Annotated in this window: 21 protein-coding genes; 10 read left to right on the top strand and 11 right to left on the bottom strand. The window is 66.0% G+C overall.

What is annotated here, in order from left to right; genetic code table 11:
• Positions 1-56 precede the first annotated feature (56 nt).
• Complete coding sequence (locus tag ACWCOP_RS08265; RefSeq protein ID WP_478247811.1) at positions 57-782, bottom strand: phasin family protein; 726 nt, start codon at positions 780-782, stop codon at positions 57-59.
• A 151-nt stretch (positions 783-933) separates the two neighbouring features.
• Here ACWCOP_RS08265 and ACWCOP_RS08270 point away from each other — a divergent pair, with 151 nt between their 5' ends.
• Positions 934-2,199, top strand: coding sequence for a D-alanyl-D-alanine carboxypeptidase family protein (locus ACWCOP_RS08270; RefSeq protein ID WP_478247812.1), 1,266 nt, complete (start codon positions 934-936; stop codon positions 2,197-2,199).
• Here the strand turns inward: ACWCOP_RS08270 and ACWCOP_RS08275 are convergent.
• From ACWCOP_RS08275 to ACWCOP_RS08285, 3 genes are all read right to left on the bottom strand, one after another.
• Positions 2,196-2,672, bottom strand: a complete 477-nt coding sequence (locus tag ACWCOP_RS08275) for a DnaJ domain-containing protein (protein ID WP_478247813.1) — start codon at positions 2,670-2,672, stop codon at positions 2,196-2,198. The genes ACWCOP_RS08270 and ACWCOP_RS08275 overlap by 4 nt on opposite strands.
• The gene (locus ACWCOP_RS08280; protein ID WP_478247814.1) at positions 2,672-3,556 is read right to left on the bottom strand and encodes a division plane positioning ATPase MipZ; all 885 of its coding nucleotides are present in this window, start codon (positions 3,554-3,556) and stop codon (positions 2,672-2,674) included. Before ACWCOP_RS08280 ends, ACWCOP_RS08275 begins: the two co-directional genes overlap by 1 nt.
• Positions 3,557-3,681: 125 nt before the next feature.
• On the bottom strand, positions 3,682-4,221 hold the full coding sequence (locus tag ACWCOP_RS08285; RefSeq protein WP_478247815.1) for an SPOR domain-containing protein: 540 nt from the start codon (positions 4,219-4,221) through the stop codon (positions 3,682-3,684).
• Positions 4,222-4,307: 86 nt separating this feature from the next.
• Here ACWCOP_RS08285 and panC point away from each other — a divergent pair, with 86 nt between their 5' ends.
• A complete protein-coding gene (gene panC / locus ACWCOP_RS08290) occupies positions 4,308-5,174 on the top strand; it encodes a pantoate--beta-alanine ligase (RefSeq protein WP_478247816.1) in 867 nt (288 codons plus the stop codon).
• Between the two features lie 50 nt (positions 5,175-5,224).
• Here panC and ACWCOP_RS08295 read toward each other — a convergent pair whose 3' ends face one another.
• From ACWCOP_RS08295 to aspS, 4 genes are all read right to left on the bottom strand, one after another.
• Positions 5,225-5,641, bottom strand: coding sequence for a DUF1489 family protein (locus ACWCOP_RS08295; protein WP_478247817.1), 417 nt, complete (start codon positions 5,639-5,641; stop codon positions 5,225-5,227).
• Between the two features lie 9 nt (positions 5,642-5,650).
• Positions 5,651-6,445 (bottom strand): hypothetical protein, encoded by a 795-nt coding sequence (locus ACWCOP_RS08300; RefSeq protein WP_478247818.1) that lies wholly within the window; start codon positions 6,443-6,445, stop codon positions 5,651-5,653.
• Between the two features lie 79 nt (positions 6,446-6,524).
• The gene (locus ACWCOP_RS08305) at positions 6,525-7,463 is read right to left on the bottom strand and encodes a hypothetical protein (protein ID WP_478247819.1); all 939 of its coding nucleotides are present in this window, start codon (positions 7,461-7,463) and stop codon (positions 6,525-6,527) included.
• A gap of 854 nt (positions 7,464-8,317) precedes the next feature.
• Complete coding sequence (gene aspS / locus ACWCOP_RS08310) at positions 8,318-10,129, bottom strand: aspartate--tRNA ligase (RefSeq protein ID WP_478247820.1); 1,812 nt, start codon at positions 10,127-10,129, stop codon at positions 8,318-8,320.
• Between the two features lie 154 nt (positions 10,130-10,283).
• Here aspS and ACWCOP_RS08315 point away from each other — a divergent pair, with 154 nt between their 5' ends.
• From ACWCOP_RS08315 to ACWCOP_RS08340, 6 genes are all read left to right on the top strand, one after another.
• Entirely contained in the window at positions 10,284-11,021 is a 738-nt protein-coding gene (locus tag ACWCOP_RS08315; protein ID WP_478247821.1) for a lysophospholipid acyltransferase family protein, read from the top strand.
• A gap of 445 nt (positions 11,022-11,466) precedes the next feature.
• Positions 11,467-12,093 (top strand): TetR/AcrR family transcriptional regulator, encoded by a 627-nt coding sequence (locus ACWCOP_RS08320; protein WP_478247822.1) that lies wholly within the window; start codon positions 11,467-11,469, stop codon positions 12,091-12,093.
• A gap of 3 nt (positions 12,094-12,096) precedes the next feature.
• The gene (locus ACWCOP_RS08325) at positions 12,097-12,879 is read left to right on the top strand and encodes a lysophospholipid acyltransferase family protein (RefSeq protein ID WP_478247823.1); all 783 of its coding nucleotides are present in this window, start codon (positions 12,097-12,099) and stop codon (positions 12,877-12,879) included.
• Positions 12,880-14,181: an MFS transporter gene (locus ACWCOP_RS08330; RefSeq protein ID WP_478247824.1), complete on the top strand. Its 1,302-nt coding sequence runs from the start codon at positions 12,880-12,882 to the stop codon at positions 14,179-14,181. It abuts the gene before it with no gap.
• An 82-nt stretch (positions 14,182-14,263) separates the two neighbouring features.
• Complete coding sequence (rnd, locus tag ACWCOP_RS08335; protein ID WP_478247825.1) at positions 14,264-15,418, top strand: ribonuclease D; 1,155 nt, start codon at positions 14,264-14,266, stop codon at positions 15,416-15,418.
• A 177-nt stretch (positions 15,419-15,595) separates the two neighbouring features.
• Positions 15,596-16,704 (top strand): IS3 family transposase gene (locus ACWCOP_RS08340; protein ID WP_478247734.1). Its coding sequence is split into 2 segments (ribosomal slippage): positions 15,596-15,860 and positions 15,860-16,704, totalling 1,110 coding nucleotides; the frame shifts between segments, so codons are not numbered across the junction.
• A 236-nt stretch (positions 16,705-16,940) separates the two neighbouring features.
• Here the strand turns inward: ACWCOP_RS08340 and ACWCOP_RS08345 are convergent.
• The 3 genes from ACWCOP_RS08345 to ACWCOP_RS08355 all read right to left on the bottom strand — a co-directional run bounded on the left by ACWCOP_RS08345 (position 16,941) and on the right by ACWCOP_RS08355 (position 22,489).
• Entirely contained in the window at positions 16,941-18,371 is a 1,431-nt protein-coding gene (locus tag ACWCOP_RS08345) for an MATE family efflux transporter (RefSeq protein ID WP_478247826.1), read from the bottom strand.
• A 221-nt stretch (positions 18,372-18,592) separates the two neighbouring features.
• Complete coding sequence (locus ACWCOP_RS08350) at positions 18,593-20,875, bottom strand: NADP-dependent malic enzyme (protein ID WP_478247827.1); 2,283 nt, start codon at positions 20,873-20,875, stop codon at positions 18,593-18,595.
• 69 nt (positions 20,876-20,944) lie between these two features.
• Positions 20,945-22,489: an NAD(P)H-hydrate dehydratase gene (locus ACWCOP_RS08355; protein ID WP_478247828.1), complete on the bottom strand. Its 1,545-nt coding sequence runs from the start codon at positions 22,487-22,489 to the stop codon at positions 20,945-20,947.
• A 153-nt stretch (positions 22,490-22,642) separates the two neighbouring features.
• On the opposite strand from ACWCOP_RS08355, the gene ACWCOP_RS08360 reads away from it, so the two are divergent.
• Positions 22,643-22,981: a P-II family nitrogen regulator gene (locus ACWCOP_RS08360; RefSeq protein ID WP_478247829.1), complete on the top strand. Its 339-nt coding sequence runs from the start codon at positions 22,643-22,645 to the stop codon at positions 22,979-22,981.
• A 66-nt stretch (positions 22,982-23,047) separates the two neighbouring features.
• A complete protein-coding gene (glnA, locus tag ACWCOP_RS08365; RefSeq protein ID WP_478247830.1) occupies positions 23,048-24,451 on the top strand; it encodes a type I glutamate--ammonia ligase in 1,404 nt (467 codons plus the stop codon).
• Positions 24,452-24,516: the final 65 nt, after the last annotated feature.

Raw genomic sequence — 24,516 nt, forward strand, 5'->3', positions numbered from 1 at the left:
GTCAGGGAGGATACGGAGTTTCGCCCCGAGAGGCGAAACAATCCTGTGGACAGTCCTTAGCGAGCGGACTGCATGATCTCGACGGCGGCGGCCATCCGGTCGTTGAGCGGCTTGAAGCCGTCCTTGACCAGGGCGCTCATCAGGTCGGTGTTCTTGTTCACTTCCGACAGATACGCGTCGAGGGTCGACTTGGTGTAATCGGCGTGGATCTCGATGAGCTCCTGCACCGACTTGGCGCCGGCCATGGTCTTCGCGGCGGCGACGCCGTCTTCCATGGATTTCTTGGCGAAGGCGAGCGCGGACGTGTTCATTTCCTCGACCGACTTGGAGGTGGTGGTCGCCGAAGCGATCATCGCATCCACGGTGTCTTTCTGGAACGCGCTGAATTCATTCATCGCGTTGATCGACTTTTCGAAGCTTTCCTTCACCGCTTCGTTGGAGGCGGCGGTGACGGTTTCGAAGGTTTCTTTGGCGGTGTCTTTTTTGGCGGCGGCCATGATTGTCTCTCCTGAGAACTTGCGCGGGGGCGAAGGCTTCCGGCTTGCAGGCTTGGACGGCGCTTTCGCGGCCGGCTTCACCTGATCGGTCTTCGCCTTGGTCACCGGCGCTTCAGCGGTCGCCGGGGAGGATGTTGCTTGCGGAGCTTGCGGTTTGACATCCGCCTGCGTCTTCGCCGTATCGGCCTTCGCGGCGTCCACATCGGCCTTGGCGGCTTCAGCGACGGTCACATCGGCTTTGGGCGTTTCGGCAGGCACGGATTTCGGCGTCTCTTCGTTCGCCATCACTTCGCTCCTTGGTTCAGCCGCTCTTCGCAGCTGCAGCAAATATGCCCATTACCGATCCGGATTTCAAGTCCTTTTTGTGCAGCGCACAAAACGCCGCATATTCTTTGAGTTAACGCGCCGGAAAGGGCTCGTCAGGCAGGCTCGGCCCATGGTCGCGCGCGCACTTGCTCTGTTACTGATGTTTTGCGCCGCCCTCACCGCCCCGGCGGTGGGGCAGGAACGCTACGCCGCCTTCGTGGCCGATATGGACAGCGGCGAGGTGCTGCACGCGGTGCGCGACACCGCCCAGCGCCACCCCGCCTCCCTGACCAAGATGATGACGCTCTACATGCTGTTCGACGCGGTGGAACGCGGCGAGCTGACACTGGAAAGTCCCCTTGCCGTATCCGCCGAGGCGGCCTCGCGGCCCGCCAGCAAGCTCGGCGTGCGCGCCGGTACGACGATTTCGGTGGAGGACGCCATCCGCGCTCTCATCATTCAGAGCGCCAATGATGTGGCTGTGGTGGTCGCCGAGGCGCTAGCCGCCGACGAAGCTCAATTCGCCGCCGCCATGACCGCGCGCGCCGCCGGGCTGGGCCTGACGGCGACACGTTTCAACAACGCCTCGGGCCTTCCTGACGCTGGTCAGATCACCACCGCGCGCGACATGGCGCGCCTGGCTTTCGCCCTGCGCCGGGATTTTCCGCAATTCTTCCACTATTTTTCCGAGATCCGCTTTCGCTGGGGCGCGTCGACTCACACCACGCACAACTCGTTGGTCGGCCGGGTCGAGGGCGTGACAGGGCTGAAGACAGGCTATATCCGCGCCTCGGGCTTCAATATCGCCGTCACCGCCGAGCGCAGCGGACGCCCGCTGGTCGCGGTGGTCATGGGCGGCGCCAGCTCCGGCGCGCGCGACGCTCACGCCCGCGAGCTGATAGAGGCCGCCTACACCGCCATGGAGGCGCGCGACACCGGGGTTCGCCTGGCCGCGCTGAACATTCCCCGGCTCAACCCGATCCGCGAGCAGGAAACCCTCACCGCAGAGCTCGCCGGCATGATCCGCCCGACAGCCATGGGCTCGGCCGGGGGCGGCGCACCCCCCGCCCGGGTCGCCTTCGCCGAGGACGTGGCGGCGGCGGCGAGCAGCAACGACGCCGCGCCGATACGCCTGGCCACCGCCGCCGGCTGGTCGATCCAGGTGGGCGCTTACGCCAGCGAGATCGCCGCGCGCGCCCGGCTTGACGCCGTGGCCCAGCTGGGCGTTTCGGATCTTCTGCAGGGCGCCAGCCCCTTCGCCCAGCCGCTCGAGAGCGGTCAGAGCCGGCTCTGGCGGGCGCGCTATGCCGGCCTCTCCGCAGACACCGCCCGGGCCGTCTGTGAGCGCCTGTCCCGCCGCGGCGAGCCGTGCTTCACAGTGGCGCCGAACGCCTAGGGCGACTCCAGCAGGGTATCGCGGGCGTCCTGGACTTTTGACGCCAGCGCGTCATTACCGCCGGCGTCGGGGTGAACCTGTTTCATGAGCTTGCGATAGGCGGCGCGCACCGTGGCTTCGTCCGCGTCCTCGGCGACGCCCAGGATTTGCGCGGCCTCCTTGCGCGACATGGAGCGATTAGGGCGCGCACCAGGGCTGCGGCGCGACCTGGCGCCGCCGTCGCGATCCGCCCCGTCACCCGGCTTGGCCCCGCCGCGCATGGCGACGCCCAGAAAGCCCAGCGACGCGGTGATGATCGGAATGCCGGCGATCGCCAGACCTCGAACCGTCAGAAGCCCGCCAACAACCACACCGCCCACCCCCAGCACGATGCGCAGGGTCTGCGCGGCCTTGCGGTTGTCGGCCCTGGCGAAGGCATAGGCGAGCGCGCCCAGAAGGGCGAGGACGGCCAGCAATCCAAAGATGATGCTCATCAGAACGGGATGCGGGCGCCGTCCAGGCCCGGAAGCTTCAGGATGATCAGAAGCTCGCGCAATTCCTGGCGGGCGGCCACATGGCTCATGGTGAAGGTCATGGCCGATCCGGCTTCGGTGAGGTCGATGAGCGTGAGCCCCGTTGGAAACAGCTCGCGATAGATCACGCGCTCGGAAAAGCCCGGCGCCAGGCGGAAGCCGATGCGTTCCGACAGCGCGCGCAGGCCCTTGCCCACCCGGCGCTTGTTCTTGGCGTCCAGGGTCGAGACACGGTTTCGCATCACCACCCAGTCCATGGACCGCTTGTCGGTCATGGCCTTGCGCTTGCGGCAGTCCCAGACCATTTCCGCGTAGATGCTGGGCCGGCCCACTTCGAACGTATCGGCGTCCACTTCGGCCAGAAGCGCGAAATCGACAAAGCTGTCATTGATCGGCGTGATCAGGGTATCGGCGATGGAATGGGCCAGGCGCGCGTAATGGGTGTCGCCGCCGGGCGAGTCGATCACCAGATAGTCGCACCGCGCTTTTAGATCTTTGATGGCCGCGTCGAAGGCGGCCTTCTCCTCGGCCTCGGCGGCGTCCAGATTGCGCTCGGATGAGAGCGGCAGGCGGGCCTCGGCGGGTATCGGCAGCTTGGCGCCGCGCTTTTCCGCCCAGGCGCGCCGGTTCTGCAAGTGGCGCGACAGGCTGGCCTGGCGCACATCCAGATCGATCACGCCCACCGCCTTGCCCATGCGCATGAGGGCGATGGCCAAATGAATGGCGACGGTGGATTTGCCCGCCCCGCCTTTCTCATTGCCCACCACGATTGTATGGGCGGCGCCCGGACCGGGCTCGGCCTGTTTGGCGGCCTTGATGATGTCTGCGCTGGCGAGCGGGCTCATGGCGGCGCGAATCCCTGACTGGGCGGCGGGAGAAACGGCATACACCATTCATATGGGGCAAGCGAAGGCGGCAAGAAAGAGACACTGTGCGCAAGTGAAACGTGTTGCGCGCGGGACTCGCGCCTTTAAAGGGCCTCGCCGGCGAAATCGGTGACCGTGCACCATTCCCCGCTCGCCTTGATCGCGTCGCAGGCCGCCTCCGCAACGGCGGGCGTGTCGAACGGTCCCGCTTTCAGGCGCAGGAAGACGCCGCGATCGCCCAGATCAACCTGCGACACGCGCGCCTGCAGGCCCGCGAGCCCGCCATGGCGCGCCTCCAGCTCGGCCCAGCCGCGCACCGCGTGGACCGGCTCTCGATAGGACGCCAGATGCACCGCGCTCATGACGCTGCGCGCGCCGGAGAGATCAACTTCGGGCCCTGGCGTCTGGGCGCTTTCCATCCGCGCTTGCGCATCCGACATCGCCGGCGCCCGCACCAGGGCGGCCTCCAGGGCCGACATTTCAGGCTCGGCGGCGGCGAGGCGGGCCGGATCAGCCGTTTCAGTCTCGAGCAGCAGCGCGGCGAGCGCCTGGGCGCGCGTCTGCCGCGCGGCGTCCGGGGCCGGCGCGGTGGTGGCGCAGGCCGTCAGGGCGAGACAGAGCAAGAGGGCTGCAAGACGCATCATGGATATATGTCTAATGCGAGTCGCCCGCTTGCGCGCCAGCGCAAAGCCCGGCTAGCGTCCGCGCGCCATTGAAGCCGGAGCCCGCCGTGACGAATCCTCGCCCCACCCTGCCCCTCGACGCCGCCTTTGATCCGGGCGAGGTCGCCGCAATCGTCGACGCCTGGCGCAAGGCGGGGCTGTCGGTGGGCTTCGTGCCGACCATGGGCGCGCTTCACGCCGGCCATATCGCTCTGGTGACGCAGGCTCTCTCCTTCAGCGACCGGGTGGTGGCGAGCGTCTTTGTGAACCCCGCCCAGTTCGCGCCGGGCGAGGATTTCAGCGCCTATCCGCGCACCCTTGAAAGCGACGCGCAAAAGCTCGCCGCCGCCGGCTGCCACCTTGTTTACGCCCCCACGGGCGCGGCCATGTATCCGGGCGGCTTTTCCACCATGGTGAGCCTGAAAGGCCCGGCGGAAGACCTTGAAAGCGTGGCGCGGCCGCACTTCTTTTCCGGCGTGGCCACCGTGGTGACCAAGCTGCTCAATCAGGTCCGCCCCGACGCGGCGGTGTTTGGCGAAAAGGATTATCAGCAGCTTCTGGTGATCCGGCGCCTGGTGGCCGATCTCGATCTCGGCGTACGGATCGTCGCCGGGGAAACCGTGCGCGAACCCGACGGCCTCGCCCTCTCCTCGCGCAACGCCTACCTCTCCGGAGACGAGCGCCGGCGGGCGGCGAAACTGAACGTCATCCTGAACGAGTTCGCAGACAGCCTGCGGGGCGGGGCGGCGGTTGACGCCGCGCAGGCGGCGGCTCTACGCGACGCTGAAGCCGCGTTCGACAGCGTCGATTATATCGAGGCGCGCAACGCCGAAACCCTCGCCGCCCTGCCGGACGGCAGCCTGTCGGGCCCCGCCCGCGTGCTCGCCGCAGTGCGCGTGGGCAAGACGCGGCTCATCGACAACCGGGCGGTGTGAGCCGGCGCGCTTCTCCTCTCGATGAAAGGGAAGAAACAGGCCCCCAACTCTCACCAGGCGCCGATCTCGATCAGCTTGCGGCGGAGATCGTCGGGAAGGTCCTCGCCGCCGGTCTGCACCGAAAGGTCGGCGGGGGCGTCCTCGGCTTTGAGATAGCGCCAGCCCTGGAAAGGCCGCCGGGGCGTCGGGGCGGTGGGGACGATCTCGCGGTCTAGCCAGATCGTGCAGCGCTTGATCCCGGCCTCGTCGGTGAACTCTTCCAGCTCCAGAATGGTCTGGCGCGCCTGGATCACGCGCTTGATCACCCAGTAAAGCGAGCCGCCGTCCAAAAGCTCCTTGGCCCGCTTTGGCGTCATGCGTGTCGTGTGAGGCATGGGACGGTCGCCCGGCGCCACCTGATCGCGCCAGGCTTCAAGATCTTCGATTCCGTCCGCCCCGACGCAGAGTTTGATGAGGTTGAGAGCCATACCCCTTAGCTAGGGCGACTCCGCGCCTTCGCCAAGATCGCCGGGCTGCCCGGGCGCGGGGTCGAACACCATGTTGGACACCGCCACCACCATGGACTGCTCAAAGCGCTGAAACGCCGCCGAGCCGTTCAGCGCCATCTCCATGCGCGCAAGCCTCGGACCGCCCAGAGCCGCCTCGTGCGTGAAAATCTGGCGCATGGAGAAGTCATTGATGCGCACGACCATGTGCGGCTTGAAGCTGCCGGTGGAGAACAGATGCAGCCAGGCCGGCTCGCCGCGCTCAGGATCCACGGCGATCTCACCGCGCAGGTGTTCGATCATCGCGGCCATGGACTCATCCTCGCCCTGCGCGCCGGGAAACCCCAACGGGGTGAAGCTGTAGATCAGGAGCCCGTCGGCCTCGCGCGCCAGAGACGCCTCGGATCCCACAACGCCGCGCAGGCTCAAAGGCCCGAGAAACTCGACACTGCGGCGCTCGCCGTCGTCGTCATCCGGCTCGCGAAACGCGTCGTCTTCGGGATCGAGGAACCCTTCCCACATCTCGCGCTCGGCGTCGGTGAGATCGCTCTCGGAAGGGGCGAGCAGAGTGTAGCGGGCGTCGCCGTCGGCGAGGTCCACGCGCACAGTGACGCCCTCCCCGTCCGTCTCTAGCTGGAAGTCCAGGCTGGAGGGCCGCAAATCCCGGGCCTCCACCGACAGGGCGGCCTCCAGCGGCGCCGGCAGCTGGGCGAAGCTGGAGCCGGACACGATAAAGGCTACGGCGCACGCGGCGCTGAAAGCGGCGGCGATCTTCAAACGCATCACGGGCGTGTCTCCAGTCTCAAGGCCCCCGCGATGAGACTAGAGACACGCCCGCGCGCCCCCAACTAAAATTCCTGACAGGTCAGGCGGCGGCGCGATCTCGAAACCCGGTGTCGCTGGCGAGATCGATGTCGAAGGTGGAGTCGCTCTTGGGCAGCGGCCGGCTGGCGCGTCCGGTGAGTTTCTCCATCATCTTCCATGTCTTGGACAAAGCGAGCTTGCCATAGGCCTGCAGCCCGTCGCTGCGCGTGGAGCGCGGCTCCATCCCCATGCGGCGCAGGGCGCCGTTGGCGTGCAGGACGGCGTTTTTCATCACCGATTCGTGCGTCACCACCTCGCAGGTGATCGACACGTTCAGCCCCTCCAGATTGACCACGCGATGCGGCGCATGGAGCGGCCAGGCGACGAAATCGCCGGGGGTGAGATCCACCGTGGCCGCGTCCGCGTCCCAATCCGGGTCAAACGGCACGTCCTCGGTCTGGGTCCTGTGCAGGATGTTCTCCATGCAGGCTTCAGACAGCCAGGGACCGCGCGGCGGATAGATCCGGAAGCGCTTGCGGCCCTTCACGTGCAGCAGCAGCGTTTCAGACACGTCGGAATGATAGAAGACCTGCGCCTTCGGAGAGCTGATCAGGATGCCGCCATAGGCGCGAACCGGCTTGTAGCCCGGATTGAGCTTTTTCAGCTGGGAGAACAAAGCCTCGAACAGCGGTTTGTAGACCGGATCGGTGTTCATCGCCTCGCGCAGATTGATCCAGAGCTTGCCCTGGCGCACCGCCTCGAGAAGCTCGCTCCCGCTCATGGCGCCGGGATCGCCCGCCCGCCAGCTCTCGCGGTCAGCCGGGTCGTCGCCCATGGTGCAAAAGTCAGTGAGCGCGCGCGGATGCCGGTTCAGCAGCGCCGCAAGCGCCAGATCGGTGAATTCCGGCGCCAGGTGCAGGCGGTGACGAGCCACCGTCACGCCGTTTCGAAACTCCGAACGTTTGTCGTCATTCCAGTCAATCAGGACAGGCTCGGTCATCAGGGGCTCCCCGTCACAAAGCGGGACGCATGGGCGTCCGATACGAGGACAGGAGCAAGGGGCGTGCCGGAGCTGAAGCGTTGTAGCGGCGTGATTGTGTCGACTATTGAGCCGATCGTCTTGTCCCTGCCGCCAGATCAAAGGGTGCAAGGGTCCGCGCTCTCCCGCACCCCCAGGCGGAGGAAAGCTCGGGAACAGGTTATCGAACGTCTCGCTCGCCTTCTTCCACTTTGCTCGACTCGTGCACGAGGCCGGCTCTCTTAAGAAGGTATTCAGAACCCAGAATAGTAACGGCCGTAAGGCTCATCGAACCCAACGCCGCCAGAGCCAAGGTGACTGGACGCAGGTCATCAAACCATCCCCGCCCGGAGAGCGTGTAGATGAGAACCATAACGACGAAAAACCAAATCCATCTGTATAAAGAATTGGACATTTTTTCTCCTCGCGAATGGAGCGGCGACACTCTTGTCGAGACCGCCGCCGCCCCGATTGCTACTGCCCTACAGCACCAACAATTGCATTCGCGGTTTGGTTCGCGGCAAGAGCGGCGACCGGAGCGAAAGTGATGCCAATAAGCGCAGGGGCATTGCCTGTGGCGCCAGTAATTTAGGTTCACACTGGTGCGTGGCCACGCGTGCATAATTTGCGAGCGACCCGAAAGCGAGTCAATCTAATTTAGGCTCTAAAATTGTGTGTTTTTTCTACTGAGGCGGGTAAATGAGCCACCACATCTTCTGGAGAACGCGCCAAAGGCGCGACCTTCAACGCGGCGAGCTGCGAGCTGCGAAAAATCACAAAAAAGCCCCGGCGTTTCCGCCGGGGCCCTTGCGCTTCGAACGCGGGCGACGCCGCCCCTACTTCTTCTCGTCGGGAATGACCGTGCGCAGATGCAATTCGCGCAGCTGGCGCGGCTCGGCGTAGGCCGGGGCGTTCATCATCAGGTCGCGGGCCTGCTGGTCTTTCGGGAACATCACCACTTCGCGCAGATTCTCCACGCCGGCCAGCAGCATGACGATGCGATCCACGCCCGGCGCGATGCCGCCGTGGGGCGGGGCGCCGTAGCGGAAGGCGTTGAGCATGCCGCCGAACGCCTCCTCCACCACGTCCGCGCCATAGCCGGCGTATTCGAACGCTTTCAGCATCACGTCGGGGCGGTGGTTCCGGATCGCGCCGGAGGACAATTCCACCCCGTTGCAGACGATGTCGTACTGATAGGCGCTCATGCCCATCAGCGCCTCGTGATCGCTGGGATCCAGCGCCATGAAGGCGTCGGGGTCCATTTGCGGCATGGAGAACGGGTTGTGGGAGAACTCGATCTTCTTGTTCTCTTCGTCCCATTCATACATGGGAAAATCGACGATCCAGCAGAACTTGAAGACATTGTCTTCATAGAGCTCCAGCTCGCGGCCCACCCGGTTGCGGGCGTTCCCGGCGAAGCTGGCGAAGTCTTTCGGCTGGCCGGCGGCGAAGAACACCGCGTCGCCCGGCTCAAGACCAAGCTGGGTGCGGATCGCCTCGGTGCGCTCCGGCCCGATATTCTTGGCGATGGGGCCGGCGCCTTCGATGGCGCCGTTCTCTTCACGCCAGAAGATATAGCCGAGACCCGGTTGGCCTTCCTGCTGGGCCCAGCTGTTCATCCGGTCGCAGAAGGCGCGGGAGCCGCCCTTCGGCGCCGGGATCGCCCAGACTTCGACCTTGGGGTTCTTCTCGATCATCCCGGCGAAGACTTTAAAGCCCGACCCGGCGAAATGCGCAGTCACGGACTCCATCTCGATGGGGTTTCTCAGATCCGGCTTGTCGGAGCCGTACTTGCGCATGGCTTCGGCGTAGGGGATGCGCGGGAAGGCGTCGTCGGAGACCGTGCGCCCGGCGGCGAATTCGCGGAACACGCCCGCCAGAACCGGCTCGATCGCCTGAAACACGTCTTCCTGCTCGACGAAGCTCATCTCCATGTCCAGCTGGTAGAACTCGCCCGGCGCGCGGTCGGCGCGCGCGTCCTCATCGCGAAAGCACGGCGCGATCTGGAAATACTTGTCGAAGCCCGCGACCATGATCAGCTGCTTGAACTGCTGCGGCGCCTGGGGCAGCGCGTAGAACTTGCCCGGATGAAGGCGCGACGGCACCAGGAAGTCGCGCGCGCCTTCAGGGCTGGACGCGGTCAAGATCGGCGTCTGATATTCCAGGAAGCCCTGCTCCACCATGCGGCGGCGAAGCGAGTCGATGATCTGCGCGCGCAGCACGATGCGCTTGTGCAGGCTCTCCCGGCGCAGATCCACATAGCGGTGCTTTAACCGCACTTCTTCCGACCAGTCCGGCTCGCCGAACACGGGCAGCGGCAATTCCTGGGCTTCGGAATGGATGGAGAGGTCCACGACCCGCAGCTCCACCTCGCCAGTGGGAAGGTTGGCGTTCACCGTCTCGGAAGAGCGCCCCACCACCTCGCCGGTGACCTGAACCACGCTTTCCACGCGCAGGCGCTCCAGCGTCTTGAAATTGGGATTATCCGGCTCCAGCACGACTTGAGTCAGGCCGTAATGGTCGCGAAGGTCCACGAACAGCAAGCCGCCATGGTCGCGCTTGCGGTGAATCCAGCCGGACAGCCGCGCGGTGGAGCCCACATCGGGCTTGCGGAGCTCTCCGCACGTATGGGTACGATAGGCGTGCATGGAAAATCCGTTTCGAATAGGTCGGCGTATTGGGAAGGGCGGAAAAGCAAGGAAACCGGCGCTTCTGTCAAGGCGGGGACAAGCCGTGGCGGCCGCCTTCACTGCGTCGCGCCCAAGCTTGTGGCGCGCCGCAAACAGGACAAGGGTCACGGCCATGCGCGGGTCCATCTTCACATACGGCTTCTGGGCCATCGCCGGCGGGCTGGCGATCCTGTGCCTGCCTCTGCTGCTCCTGCCCGGGCGTGGCCCGGCGGTGTGGGCGGTGGGAGTGTTCGCGCAGCTGTTTCGCGGCTGGCTGCGGGTCTGCGGCGTGCGGATCACCTATCGCGGCCTGCATCATCTCACAGGTCTCGGCCCGGCGATCATCGCCGCCAAGCACCAGTCCTATGGCGACGGGCTCTCCCACCTCGCGCGCGATCCGCAGCTGGCCTATGTGATCGGCGATCACATGCTGCGCTTTCCAGTGGCGGGGCTGTATCTGAAGAAGGCCGAGGCGGTAGTGGTGGACGACGCCGCCGGGCGGCGCGCCGCCGGCGCATTCGACGAGGGCGTGGCGCGTCTGGCCGCCGACGGCCGCCCGGCGCTGATCTTTCCCGAAGGCGGGCTCACCAAAGTCGGGCACGGCAAGCGCTATCGCCGCGGCGTCTGGAAGCTCGCCCGCGCCCTGGAGCGGCCGGTGGTTCCGGCGGCCACAAATCTGGGCTGCTTCTGGCCGGAACAGGAGCGCCGGCTGATCCCCGGCGAGGCGATCATCGAATTCCTCGCGCCCCTGACGCCCGGAGCGGATTCACGCGCCTTCATCGCCGAGCTGGAGCGCGTGGTGGAAACCCGCACCCGCGCCCTCGAAGCTGAAGCCCTGGCGCGGCGGGGGGCGGCGCCCACGCCGCACTAAGAGGCGCGCCGGCGCCGGCGCGGCCCGGCGCCGCCGACAAATGCAGTTCCGTGTGCAAGCCCCGCGCGCCGGACCTCGCGCTATTCCTCTCATTCCGGCCCCAATCCCGGCCCCGCACCCCCACGCACGGCCTCCACCTCGCGGCGCCCCTGCAGCCATCTCGAGGCTCTCTCCGGCCCAATCCGGCCTGGCCGCGCCCGATCAGCCCCAGTGCGACTCCAGTGCGGCTCCTGTGCGGCCCCTACTGACCAACCCGCCCGCTTCGGCCCAGTGACGTTTACACCGGCCCACCTGAGATCCCGCAGCGCCCGAAAATGTGAGTGAACGCTCACTCACACTTGACGCCGCCCCCCGCTTGAGGCAAAGCTTCCATTGTGAGTGAGCGTTCACTCACATTTATGGCCGGCGACTCGTACGAGTCGGCATGGAGAGGGGAGACCCGACGATGGCGTCACACGGGATGAGCGAGACGAGCCTTCAAGGCGAAGACGTGCGCGGCGTAACCGCCGCTGACGGCAGCGCCAAGGCGCGCATCGAGCGCGCCGCCCTCACCCTGTTCGCCCTGAACGGCGTGGACGGGGTCACGACGCGCGAGATCGCCGCCGCCGCCGGGGTGAGCGAGGGGCTGATCTATCGCCATTTTTCAAACAAGGACGCTCTGGCGCTCGCTTTGTTCGAGACCATCCATGCGCGCATCTACACACTGGTGGCTGCGGCGCTGGACGGCGCGGAGGATTTCGACGCTGCGGTGCAGCGCGTCGTGGCGGCCTATTGCAAGGCCGCCGACGAGGACCGGGTGCTGTTTGAGTATCACATCACCCACATGTTCCGCTTCGGGCGCACCGACACGCCGGGCCGGCCCGACCCCACCACTTTGATCGCAAAGCGCATCGCGCAGGCCATGAAGGACGGCGACTGCCCGCGCGGGAACGCCGAGATCAAGACCGCCGCCGCCCTGGGCGTGGTGCTGCAGCCGGCCGCCCACCGCATGGCGGGGCGCTTTTCCATCTTGATGGTGAACCGCGCCGCCAGCCTGGCCCGCGCCGCCCACGCCGCCCTGAAGGAGGCTTAGGCCATGACCGATGTCACCCACGAGACCCGCAGCACCACCGGAGGGCCCGCCATGGCCAGGACCGATGTTGAAACCTGGATCCGCTCCATCGGCTACGAGATCGCCTACTGGCTGATCACGATCGTGTTCGCCATCGCCTGCAGCCTTCTGGCGCTGGTCCCGGGGCGAAAGCTCTTGGGCTGGGGCCTGCAGATGTACGGCTCGGCCCAGGTGGCGGCGATGAAATGGATCGCCGGGATCACCGTGGAGATTCGCGGCCGCCACCGCCTGCCGGAGGAGGCCGCAGTGATCGCCGCCAAGCACCAGAGCTGGGGCGACGGCTTTGTGATGCTCAGCCAGGTGGCGCGCATCGCCTTTGTGGCCGGCGACCATCTCTTGAAATTCCCGCTGGTGGGCCGGATCCTCAACAAGATCGGCGCGATCTGCCTGTCCAACGCCGGCGGCGAGGAGTCCCGCGCGCGGCTTCAGCAAGGCATCGACCAGCTGCGCGAGGACCCCCGCGACGTGCTGATCTATCCCGAAGGCCATCTCTCCGCCATCGGCGAGCGCCATCGCTACCGCACCGGCGTCTGGCGGCTATATGACGGGCTGCAGCGCCCCTGCACGCCGGTGGCCACCAATCTGGGCCTGTGCTGGGACCGCCAGAGCTTTTTCAAGCGCAAGGGCCGGGCCGTGGTGGAATTTCTCGAGCCCATAGCGCCGGGAATGGACAAGGACGCCTTCATGGCCGAGCTTGAAGACCGGATCGAAACGCGCACCCGCGCGCTTGAGGCGGAGGGCCGCTAGATGAGCCTGAAACTCGCCGCCTCCTTGATGACGCAGCGCCGCTATCTGCCCATGTGGATCGGCCAGGTGCTGGGCGCCTTCAACGACAATCTGTTCCGCTGGTCGCTGGTGGTTCTCGCCACCTTCCAGGGCCTCACCGTTTTTGATCTGCCGCCCGACCAGATGACGCCCATCGCGGCGACCCTGTTCACCCTGCCCATCTTCCTGTTCTCGGCCGTGGCCGGACAGGTGGCCGACCGCTTTGACCGCACCAAGATCATGCGGGTGCTCAAATTCATCGAGATCTTCCTGATGATCGCGGCGGCCGCGGGCTTCATCTTCTCCCTGCCCTTCGTGCTTCTGGGCGTCTTGTTCCTGATGGGGGTGCAGACCGCCTTCTTCATCCCGGCGCGCACCTCGGCCATGCCGACCCTGATGGCGCCGCAAGAGCTGGTCACCGCCAACGCGGTCATGTCCGGCGCCATCAATGTGGCGATCCTGGGCGGCGCCATCGGCGCGACCCTGCTGATCGCCCAGGCCGGCGGGCCGCTCATCGTGGGCGCGATCCTCATCGTGGTGGCGATTTGCGGCTGGATCGGCATGCGCCAGGGCGCGCCGGCGCCGGCCTTCGACCCGTCGCTCAAAGTCAGCGCCAATATCGTGGCGGAAACCGCGCGCATGCTGGGCTTTCTGTGGCGCGCGCCGGACGTGTTGCGCCCGGCGCTGGGCGTGGCGTGGTTCTGGATGATGAGCGCGGCGGTGCTCACCGTGCTGCCGCTCTTTGCGCGCAATGTGCTGGGCGCCGATGAAAGCGTCGTCGCCTTCTTCCAGGTGCTGTTCACGCTGGGCGCCATGCTGGGCGCGCTGGCCACAGGGGTTCTCAATCGCGGCGAGGACGCGCTGATCTTCACCGTCATCGGCGCGGCGGGCCTTGTGATCTTCGCCGGCGATCTGGCGCTGAACGCCGGCGGCGCGGCGCCCTCGGGCGACCTCACCGCCCTGCCCGCCTTCCTGGCCGACCCGGCCAACCGGCGCGTGATGATCGATCTGTTCGGCGCGGCGGTGTCGGGCGGGCTGTTCCTGGTGCCGCTGCAGGCCATGGCCCAGCGCCGGGCCGATCCCGAGCGCCGGGGCCGGCTTCTGGCGGCGGCGGGCATCCTCAACGGCGCCGCGGCGACAATCGGCCCCTTCGTGCTGTTCTTCCTCGCAAGGCTGGGCCTGCCGGTGCAGGCCGCCTTCTGGTTCGTGGCCTTTGGGTCAGCGGTGGCGGGCCTGTTCTTCGCCTGGCGGATGCTGGTGCGCCGGCGCGAGACGACAGCGTGAACGACAGCGTGAACGGGGGCGTGAAAGGGTGCGTGAAAGCGCCGCTCGCCAAACGCGGCGTATGGGTCTAGTTACCCCGCCCATGGAATGGATCGCCGACACCTCATCGCTGAACGCCGCCTGCGCCGACCTGGCGAAGGCCGATTACGTCGCCGTGGACACCGAGTTCATGCGCGAGAGCACCTTCTGGCCCCAGCTCTGCCTCATCCAGGCGGCCGGCGGCGACCGCGAGGTGCTCATCGACCCGCTGGCCGAGGGCATCGACCTCACCGCCTTCTTCGACCTTTTGAAGAACGAGCGCGTTCTCAAGGTCTTCCACGCCTGCCGCCAGGATCTGGAGATCTTCTACCATCTGGGCGGCGGGCTCATCCCCGCGCCCCTGTTCGACAGCCAGGTGGCCGCCATGGCCGTGGGGCTTGGCGATTCCATCAGCTACGACAATCTGGTGCGCATCCTTCTGGACGGCGATGTGGACAAGGGCTCGCGCTTCACCGACTGGTCGCGCCGGCCCCTGAGCGACAAGCAGAAGGTCTATGCCCTCGGCGACGTCACCTTCCTGCGCGATCTCTACCCGATCCTGCAGGACAAGCTCACCGAGGCCGGCCGCGACGCCTGGCTGGCCGAAGAGATGCGCCTGCTCTCCAATCCTGCGACCTACAAAATGGACCCGCAGGACGCCTGGAAGCGCCTGAAGCTCAGGAAAACCACCCCGAAATATCTCGCCGCCCTGAAAGCCGCCGCCGAATGGCGCGAGAGCGAAGCCCAGACCCGCGATATTCCGCGCAGCCGCATCATGAAGGATGACGGGCTCTACGAGCTCGCCCAGGCCGCGCCCACCACCACCGACGAGCTCGCCGGGCTACGCGCCGTGCCGCGCGGCTTTGAACGCTCCAAACCCGCCGAGCGCCTGATCGAGCGGCTCCAGACCGTCCTCGCCGATCCCAAGGCCCACGCGCCGCAGATCGACAAGCGCCCGCCCCCCGCCGGCAATACCGGACCGGTGGTGGAGCTCCTGAAAGTCTTCCTGAAAGTCGTCGCCGAACAGGAGGGCGTCGCCGCCCGCCTTATCGCCACCGTCCCGGACCTGGAACTCCTCGCCGCCGACGACGACGCCGACATCCCCGCCCTCCAAGGCTGGCGCCGCCAGGTCTTCGGCGAAGACGCCCTGAAGCTCAAACGCGGCGAGATCGCCCTGGTGCTGGAGAATGGGCGCGTGGAGGCTGTGGAGCTGGATTAGGTGTTACACCTTCAGCGCATCTACTGCTTCGATAATTTTTTCGAATTTATTAAAGGTCACGCCCTGCGAAGCGAGCCGACGAAGAATCAAATCTGACCTGCTTCCCGTTTTCTCGGCCACGGAAAAGTGGAAAATTCTCGTTTAGCGGCTTGGGCTGCTGGTACGAGGAGAAGGCCGATGAAACGGTCAAAATTCACTGAGGCGCAGATCGCGTTCATTCTGCGCCAAGCCGAAGAAGGCACGCGTGTGGAAGAGGTCTGCCGCAAAGCGGGGATCAGCCAAGCCACTTTCTACAACTGGAAAAAGAAGTATGGCGGTCTGATGCCGTCGGAGATGAAGCGCTTGAAGCAGCTTGAGGAAGAGAACGGTCGCCTGAAGCGGATCGTGGCGGATCTCTCGCTGGACAAGGAGATGCTTCAGGATGTTCTGCGCCGAAAGCTCTGAGGCCCGCGCGCCGGCGAGAGCTGGTGGATCATCTGCGTGCGGCCTGGCGGGTCAGCGTTCGACGCGCCTGCCAGGTTCTCAGGGCCGATCGTTCGACCTACCAGTACAAGTCCCAGCGCGGCTCCCAGGAAGAGCTTCGCCAGCGCATCCGGGAGATCGCTGAGACCCGGGTTCGCTACGGCTACCGGCGTATCCACGTCCTGCTTCAGCGGGAAGGCTGGGCGGTGAACGCCAAGCGGGTCTATCGCCTTTATCGCGAGATGGGACTGCAGCTGAGGAATAAGACGCCGAAGCGGAAGGTGAAGGCGAAGCTCCGAGAGGGGCGATCGGATCCGGTGACGGCCAACGAGGTCTGGGCGATGGACTTCGTTCATGACCAACTCTACGACGGCCGCCGGCTGCGGATCCTCACCGTGATCGATGCGTATACCCGGTATGTCCCGGCGATCGAACCTCGCGAGCGGTTCACCGGCGCGGACGTCGTCGGCGTGCTCGAGCGCATCTGCGCCAGCCACGGGCATCCCAAGTCCATCCGCGTCGATCAGGGTCCCGAGTTCATCTCGCGCGATCTGGATCTATGGGCTTATGCGAATGGGGTGGAGCTCGACTTCTCCCGGCCCGGCAAGCCTACGGATAACGCGTTCATCGAGAGCCTGAACGGCAAGTTTCGCGCGGAATGCCTTAATGCCCACTGGTTCATGAATCTTGCCGACGCCCGCGGAAAATGCGAGCGATGGCGTAGAGACTACAACACCGAGCGTCCGCACAGCGCCATCGGCTACCGAACGCCTGCGGAGGCACGAAAAGCGTCAGGGCTCACGCAGCCCGCCCTGGCGCCATGACACGGGGATCTTCCAACTCCCCGTGGCCCGAAAACGGGGTCAAGCTCAGCCGCGGAGCGGCGCGCCGAAGGCGCGGCCTTGACCCGTCCGGCGCGCTGCGAAAATGGCTGGCTGTGGGTGAAGAGGAGCGTCTGTCAAAGATTATCCCCTGCGGCGATCAGATATCCTCCGCCGCTTGCGGGGGACGACACCAAGGATCGGAGGCGCCGCGGCTCAATCGGAACCCGAAAAGTCCCCTACTCCGCCGGGTCCTTCGCCGCGAGGCCGGGGGCGGGCGCCACGCCGTCCGGCGCTTTCGCCGCCGGCCGCTGGCGGCCTTCTTCGGCGGTGAGCGGGGCGAGTTTCAGCACGTAGAAGGCCGCGGCGGCGCCGATGATCAGATTGGCGGCGAAGACGCCCCAGATGGCGCCGGTGGCGCCGCCGACCGTGCCGCCGATCCAGGCGAGCGGCGCGATCAGCACGAAGCCGCGCGCGGCGTTGATCGCGACACCGTAGAGCGGCCGGCCGAGGCCGTTGAAGCCGGCGGCGGCGGCCATGGCGATTCCGTAGCCGAAGATCGTGAACGGGGCGATGTCCCAATAGACCGAGGCCACCACCTGGCCGTCCACGCTGGGCAGGAAGAGCGGCGCCAGATAATCGCCCAGGAAAAACAGGATGCAGGCCATGCCTGCGCCCCAGATCAGGCAGAACAGAAAGGACTTGGCGAATGATTCGCGCACGCGGTCCGTCAGCCCGGCGCCGCCGTTCTGGCCGGTTATGGGACCGATCGTGCCTGACAGGGCGAAGAGCGGGATGATGAAGAAGGCCTCCACCCGCATCGCCACGCCGAACCCGGCCACCGCCGCCTCGCCGAAGCGCGCCACGGAGGCCAGCACGATGGCGCTGGAGGCCGGGCCGATCATGTTGGAGCCCGCCGCCGGCGCGCCGATGCGGGCGATCTCGCGCCAGTTCCAGAAGATCTCGTGGAAGCCGGGCCAGGAGAGGTCCAGAAGGTTCTCGCGGAACACCAGAAGCGCCATGGCGATCAGGAAGACGCAGAAATTGGCGACCAGCGACGACAGCGCGGCGCCCTGAACCGCCATTTCCGGGATCGGTCCCCAGCCGAAAATGAACAGCGGCGTGAGGCCCATATTTATGATCGCGGCGACGATCATGATGACGCTGGGCAGGATCGCGTCGCCCAGCGCGCGAAGAATGTTGCTCGCCACCATGGGGCCGACGACGAAGACGATGCCGGCGAACCAGATCACCATGTAGTCGCGCACAAACGGCATCATTTCCGGCGTCGCGCCCATGGCGGTGAACAAGGGATCGATCATCACGATCCCCAGGGCCGAGACGCAGGCGACGATGAGGAAGGACAGGGTCACCGCGTCGGTGGCGACCCGCCTGGTGCGCCCGCCATCGCCGCGCCCTGCCGCGCGCGCCACCACCGAGACCGCGCCGGCGCCGAGCCCGATGGCGACGCTCATCACCAGCATCGACACCGGAAACACGAACTGCACGGCGGCCTGCTGGGCGGTGCCCAGCTTGCCCACCCAGTACGAGTCGGTGATCCCCACCAGCATCATCGCGATGATGCCGAAGCTCATGGGCGCGACCATGCGGATGATATGGCCGAACACCGGCCCTTGCGTGAGGTCTCTTGAAGAGCGGCCGGCGGCCATGGGCGGTCCTTCGCGTCGCAGCGTGGGGGTGAAACTAGGCCGAACCGGCCGCCGCTTCCATGGCGAATTCGAAATTGCGGCGCCGCCGGCTTTGAATGAGCCGGGCGAAGATGAACGGCTTCACGACTTACGCCCGGGGGTTCAACCGCAAAACACAGCGTCCCACGACACCGTCGCGTGGATAACCCGGCGCGGTTTTTCGGCCCGGTCGCCCGGCCCGCTTACTCGGCGGAGATCACCCCGTCCCCGGTCAGATCATAGCTCGCCATCCCCGCCAGATTGACGATGTCGGACACATTCGCCCCGACCCGCGCCACCTGCACCGATTTCTCCAATCCAATCAACAGCCCCTCGATGACGGTCGCCCCGCCCGCCGCCTTCAGAAGCCGCGTGGCGATTGACGCCGAGTGCACCGCCGGCATGACCAGCACGTTGGCGGAATCAGACAGGCGCGAGAACGGGTAGGCGGCGTGGTGGTCAGGGTCCAGCGCGATGTCGACGGCCATTTCCCCTTCATATTCAAAGCTTACGCCGCGCTGGTCGAGGAGCTGAACGGCCGCCTGAACCTTCTCCGTCCGGTCGCCCGGCGGGTTGCCGAAGGTGGAATAGCTCATGAACGCCACCCGGGGCTCGAGCCCCAGACGCGCCGCCGCATGGGCCGCCGCCTCTGCGATGTCGGCCAGGCCCGTGGCGTCTGGAAACTCGATCACATTGGTGTCCGCGATCACCAGCGTGCGCCCGCGCGCCAGCGCCACTGAAAGGCCGATCACCGTCTTGCCCGGCGCATCGTCCAGCACCAGCCGCACGTCGGCGAGCGAATTGGTGAAATGGCGCGTCACCCCGGTGACCATGCCGTCGGCGTCGCCGAATTTCAGCATGCAGGCGGAAAAGACATTGCGGTCGTTATTCACCAGGCGCTGCACGTCCCGGCGCAGATAACCCCGGCGCTGCAGGCGCTTATAAAGCCAGTCGGCGTAATCGGCGTTGCGGTCGGACAGCCTGGCGTTCCAGATCTCCAGCTCGCCTTCGGGCAGACCCAGCTCGCGCATGTTCGCCCGCGCCACGCCCTCGCGCGCCACCAGAACGGCCCGGCCAAGGCCCTGGCTCTGGAAAGCGTGGGCGGCGCGGATGACCGACGGCTCCTCGCCTTCAGCAAACACGATGCGCTTGTCGGTGCCCTTGATGGCGTCAGTGACGCGCTGCTGCAGGGCGGCGGTGGGGTCCAGACGCCGGGCGAGCGAACGGCGGTAAGTCTGCTCGTCGGCCAGCGCAATTCGCGCCACGCCGGATTCCACAGCCGCCTGGGCCACATAGGGCGGCACAAAGCTGATCAGGCGCGGATCAAACGGCGAGGGAATGATGTAGTCGCGGCCGAATTTCAGACCCCCGGACTGGTTCGCCGTGCTCACCTCGTCGGGCACGTCCTGACGCGCCAGATCGGCCAGCGCGCGGGCGGCGGCGAGCTTCATCGCCTCGTTGATGGTGGTCGCGCGCACATCCAGCGCGCCGCGGAAGATATAAGGAAAGCCCAATACATTATTGACCTGATTGGGAAAATCGGATCGCCCGGTGGCCATGATCGCGTCGGAGCGCACCGCGCGCACCAGGTCCGGCATGATTTCCGGCGTCGGATTGGCCATGGCGAAGATGATCGGATCGCGCGCCATGGTCTTGACCATGTCCGGCTTCACGATCCCGCCCGCCGAAAGACCCAGCAGCACGTCTGCGTCCACCATCGCTTCGTCCAGTGTGCGCATATGGGTGCGCCTGGCGTGCTTGCGCAGCTTGTCGTGCAGGTCATTGCGCTGGTCGTGGACGACGCCTTTGACGTCGACGACGGTGACGTTCTCGTCGCGCACGCCCAGCGACTTGATCAGCTCCAGCACCGAAAGCCCCGCCGCGCCGGCGCCCAGCAGGACCACCTTAACGTCCTCGAATTTGCGATCCGTCAGGTGAAGCGCGTTCATCAGTCCGGCCGCTGCGATAATGGCGGTGCCGTGCTGGTCGTCATGGAAGACGGGTATGTCCAGCTCGTCACGCAAGCGGCGTTCGATTTCAAAGCACTCCGGAGACTTGATGTCTTCCAGATTGATGCCGCCGAAGGTGTCGCCGAAGCCGGCGACGCAATCGATGAAGCGGTCAGCGTCGGTGTATTTGATCTCCAGATCGAACGCGTCGATATCGGCGAAGCGCTTGAACAGGACCGCCTTGCCTTCCATCACCGGCTTGGAGGCCGCCGGGCCGAGATTTCCAAGCCCGAGAATCGCCGTGCCGTTGGAGACCACCGCCACCGTATTGCCCTTGGAGGTATAGTCGTAGACCGCGTCGGGGTTCGCTGCGATGGCGCGCACCGGCGCCGCCACCCCCGGGCTATAGGCCAGCGCGAGATCGCGCTGGGTCGCCATGGGCTTGGTGGGTTTCAGCGCGATTTTTCCGGCCGGGGCGGCGCTGTGAAAGGCCAGCGCTTCTTCATCGGTCATGGAGAGTTTGGGTTCGTCAGACATATCGGTCCTTGGGGCGGGAAGAGCCGGCGGGCGTGCGCGTCCGGCTATACGCAAACGCGCGCCCCTCGGCTAGCGCCTCGGCTGGGTCAGACGGCGCAAGGCCGCTTTGCGCGATTGCAGGTCGCGCACATGTCGCAGCGCCGGCGCCAGCCCGTCCGCCAGCCCGGCGGCGGTGTCGCCCGGCCCCATGCGGCCCCCGGCGTCGCCATGGATCCAGACCGCAGCGCTGGCCGCATCGAAGGGATCAGCCCCTTGCGCCAAAAACGCCCCTATCAGGCCGGCGAGCACGTCGCCGGTCCCGGCGGTGGACAGCCGCGGCGAGGCGTGGGTGTTCACCCGCACCCGACCGTCCGGCGCGGCGATTACGGTGTCCGGGCCTTTCAGCACCAGCACCGCGCCGGCGCGCGAGGCGGCATTGCGCGCGATCTCGATCTTGTTCTCGCCAGACGATTCGCCGCTGGCGTCGCTCGTTTCGGCGGACGCTGGAAACACCCGGACGAACTCTCCGGCGTGAGGGGTGAGCACGCAGCGCTCATGAAGCGCGTCGTAAAGGGCTGCAGGATCGTCCTCGAAGACAGTGAGAGCGTCGGCGTCCAGCACCAGCGCGGCGCCCTGCCCGCACGCCTGAAGCACGCGGCGACGCGTGTCGCCGGTAAGACCGGCGCCCGGTCCCAGGACCGCCGCCTGGGCGCGATGGGCGTCCAGAACGCCGGAGAAGTCAGCGGCGGGATTATAAGCGCGGGTAACGACAGCCCGCATGGACGCGGCGCATTCAGTGAGCGCATCGGGCGGGCAGAGCAGCGTGACATAGCCGGCGCCGGCGCTGAGGCCGGCTTCCGCCGAAAGCCGCGCGGCGCCGGACGCGCCGTGGCCGCCGGAAAGGACGCAGAGCCGGCCGCGCTGATGCTTGTGGGCGTCGGCGTCAATGTGAAGACCCGGCACATTCCAGAGATCCGGGTGATTGTGCTCGGCCACGGGAGTCGCTTCGTCCATCCAGCCGTCCGGCACGCCGATTTCGGCCAGCACGATCTCGCCGCAGGCCGCGCGGCCCGGATACAGCACATGGGCGGGCTTGTAGCGATGAAAGGTGACGGTGAGCGCGGCTGTGAACGCCGGGCCATCGGGGCGGGCGCGATCCCCGTGGACGCCGCTTGGCACATCGGCGGCGATCACGGTTCTCTCCACGCAGGCCATGGCGAGGCGGGCCGGCTCACCCTCCAGCGGGCGCGACAGGCCGGCGCCGAAGAGCGCATCAAGGACCAGAGCAAAGCGAGAGGGATCGCACGCCTTGAGCCCCTGAACTTCGCCTGTCCATTTGTTGGCGGCGCGCGCGGCGTCGCCTTCAAGCTGCGCCGCAGACTTCATGGCGAAAACCTCCACGGGCCAGCCGCGCGCCTGCAGCCGAACGGCCGCCTCCCAGCCGTCGCCGCCGTTATTGCCGGGACCGCACAGCACGCCGATGGGGCGCGGGCTCCAGCGTTCCATGATTGCGCCGGCGATCGCCGCGCCCGCCGCGTCCATGAGCGCGCCGCCGGAGCGGCCGTGCTCCATGGCGAAGGTGTCCGCCGCGCCCATGGCGTCGACGCTAAGCACGGCGTGTCGTGGATCCATCATTGGACTCATCCTTTTCGGGGCGGCGGCGCCCACGCAGCGTGCACGGGCGCCTCATAAACAGGCGCCGCAAGGAAACTCCACAAAACCGCGTCCGGTTCAGCTTGTACGCGCCAGGCGCGCGCTTAGCGTGCCGCCGTGAACGGAGGCTCTGTCATGAAGAAAATCGAAGCGATCATCAAACCGTTCAAACTCGACGACGTGAAGGAGGCGCTTCAGGAAATCGGCCTGCAAGGGCTGACGGTGACCGAGGCGAAGGGGTTCGGACGGCAAAAAGGCCACACCGAACTTTACCGCGGCGCCGAATATGTCGTCGACTTTCTGCCAAAGTTCAAAATCGAGCTGGTTGTATCCGACAACCGGGTGGATGCGGCTGTGGAGGCCATCCAGGCCGCAGCGCGCACCGGGCGCATCGGCGACGGCAAGATTTTCATCACCTCGGTCGAAGCCGCGATCCGTATCCGAACCGGTGAGACCGGCGACGACGCGCTCTAGCCGCGAGGCTGTAAACCCGCGATCCTTCCGCTCCCTTTCCTTTCAAGACCCTCAAAGAGGTTACCCATGTCGCAGAAAATTCTGAAACAGATCCAGGACGAGGACATCGAGTTCGTCGACCTGCGCTTCACCGATCCGCGCGGCAAGTTGCAGCACGTCACCTTCCACCCCTCCATGGTGGATGATGATTTGTTCGAGAACGGCACCATGTTCGACGGCTCGTCGATCAATGGCTGGAAGGCGATCAATGAGTCCGACATGGTGCTCATGCCCGACCCGGACACGGCGCTGATCGATCCTTTCTACCAGCAGACCACGCTGTCGATCATCTGCGACGTCCTCGAGCCGGCCACCATGCAGCCGTATAACCGCGATCCGCGAACCACCGCCAAAAAGGCCGAAAAGTATCTCGCGGCCTCCGGCATCGGGGACACGGCGTTCTTCGGCCCCGAAGCGGAATTCTTCGTCTTCGACGATGTGCGCTGGTCCACGTCGCAGAACGAAACTTTCTACGCGCTGGATTCCGAAGAAGGCCCCTATAATTCGGGCAAGAAGATCGAAGGCGGCAATATGGGCCACCGGCCGGGGCCCAAGGGCGGCTATTTCCCGGTCAACCCGATCGATTCCGGCCAGGACATGCGCTCGGAAATGATCTCGGTCATGGCCGAGCTGGGCCTTGAGCCTGAAAAGCACCACCACGAGGTGGCGCCGTCCCAGCACGAACTCGGCATGAAGTTCTCCACGCTTTTGAAGATGGCGGACAACATGCAGCTCTATAAGTATATCGTGCACAACGTGGCGCACGCCTACGGCAAGACCGCCACCTTCATGCCCAAGCCTGTCTACGCCGACAACGGTTCAGGCATGCACGTGCACCAGTCGATCTGGAAAGACGGCCAGCCTCTGTTCGCCGGTGACAAGTACGCCGACCTGTCGGAGACCTGCCTTTACTATATCGGCGGCATCATCAAGCACGCCCGGGCCATCAACGCTTTCGCCAACGCGTCCACCAACTCCTACAAGCGTCTGGTGCCGGGTTTCGAAGCGCCGGTCCTGCTCGCCTACTCGGCGCGCAACCGCTCGGCCTCGATCCGCATCCCGCATGTCTCCTCGCCCAAGGCCAAGCGGCTGGAGACCCGCTTCCCGGATGCCGCCGGCAATCCCTATCTGACCTTCACGGCCCTGCTCATGGCGGGCCTGGACGGCATCGAGAACCAGATCCATCCCGGCGACGCAATGGACAAGGACCTCTACGACCTGCCGGCCGAAGAGCTCAAAGACATCCCCACGGTCTGCCGCAGCCTGCGCGAGGCCATGGAATCACTGGACGCCGACCGCGACTTCCTGAAAAAGGGCGGCGTCATGGATGACGATCAGATCGACGCCTATATCGACTTGAAGATGGAAGAAGTGACCCGTATCGAACATCACCCCCATCCGGTCGAGTTCGAGCTGTACTACAAGGTCTAGCCTTAAAAACGTGCCGACAGAGCGGCCGGTCCGGGACGTCCCGGGCCGGCCGTTTCATGTCCGCC

Source organism: Apolloniradiicaulis salifontis (assembly GCF_053756655.1).

Coding starts and splice junctions, on each gene's coding strand:
- ACWCOP_RS08265 (WP_478247811.1), bottom strand. CDS start 782: ATGGCGAACGAAGAGACGCCGAAATCCGTGCCTGCCGAAACGCCCAAA.
- ACWCOP_RS08270 (WP_478247812.1), top strand. CDS start 934: ATGGTCGCGCGCGCACTTGCTCTGTTACTGATGTTTTGCGCCGCCCTC.
- ACWCOP_RS08275 (WP_478247813.1), bottom strand. CDS start 2,672: ATGAGCATCATCTTTGGATTGCTGGCCGTCCTCGCCCTTCTGGGCGCG.
- ACWCOP_RS08280 (WP_478247814.1), bottom strand. CDS start 3,556: ATGAGCCCGCTCGCCAGCGCAGACATCATCAAGGCCGCCAAACAGGCC.
- ACWCOP_RS08285 (WP_478247815.1), bottom strand. CDS start 4,221: ATGATGCGTCTTGCAGCCCTCTTGCTCTGTCTCGCCCTGACGGCCTGC.
- ACWCOP_RS08295 (WP_478247817.1), bottom strand. CDS start 5,641: ATGGCTCTCAACCTCATCAAACTCTGCGTCGGGGCGGACGGAATCGAA.
- ACWCOP_RS08305 (WP_478247819.1), bottom strand. CDS start 7,463: ATGACCGAGCCTGTCCTGATTGACTGGAATGACGACAAACGTTCGGAG.
- aspS (WP_478247820.1), bottom strand. CDS start 10,129: ATGCACGCCTATCGTACCCATACGTGCGGAGAGCTCCGCAAGCCCGAT.
- ACWCOP_RS08315 (WP_478247821.1), top strand. CDS start 10,284: ATGCGCGGGTCCATCTTCACATACGGCTTCTGGGCCATCGCCGGCGGG.
- ACWCOP_RS08320 (WP_478247822.1), top strand. CDS start 11,467: ATGGCGTCACACGGGATGAGCGAGACGAGCCTTCAAGGCGAAGACGTG.
- ACWCOP_RS08325 (WP_478247823.1), top strand. CDS start 12,097: ATGACCGATGTCACCCACGAGACCCGCAGCACCACCGGAGGGCCCGCC.
- ACWCOP_RS08330 (WP_478247824.1), top strand. CDS start 12,880: ATGAGCCTGAAACTCGCCGCCTCCTTGATGACGCAGCGCCGCTATCTG.
- rnd (WP_478247825.1), top strand. CDS start 14,264: ATGGAATGGATCGCCGACACCTCATCGCTGAACGCCGCCTGCGCCGAC.
- ACWCOP_RS08345 (WP_478247826.1), bottom strand. CDS start 18,371: ATGGCCGCCGGCCGCTCTTCAAGAGACCTCACGCAAGGGCCGGTGTTC.
- ACWCOP_RS08350 (WP_478247827.1), bottom strand. CDS start 20,875: ATGTCTGACGAACCCAAACTCTCCATGACCGATGAAGAAGCGCTGGCC.
- ACWCOP_RS08355 (WP_478247828.1), bottom strand. CDS start 22,489: ATGATGGATCCACGACACGCCGTGCTTAGCGTCGACGCCATGGGCGCG.
- ACWCOP_RS08360 (WP_478247829.1), top strand. CDS start 22,643: ATGAAGAAAATCGAAGCGATCATCAAACCGTTCAAACTCGACGACGTG.
- glnA (WP_478247830.1), top strand. CDS start 23,048: ATGTCGCAGAAAATTCTGAAACAGATCCAGGACGAGGACATCGAGTTC.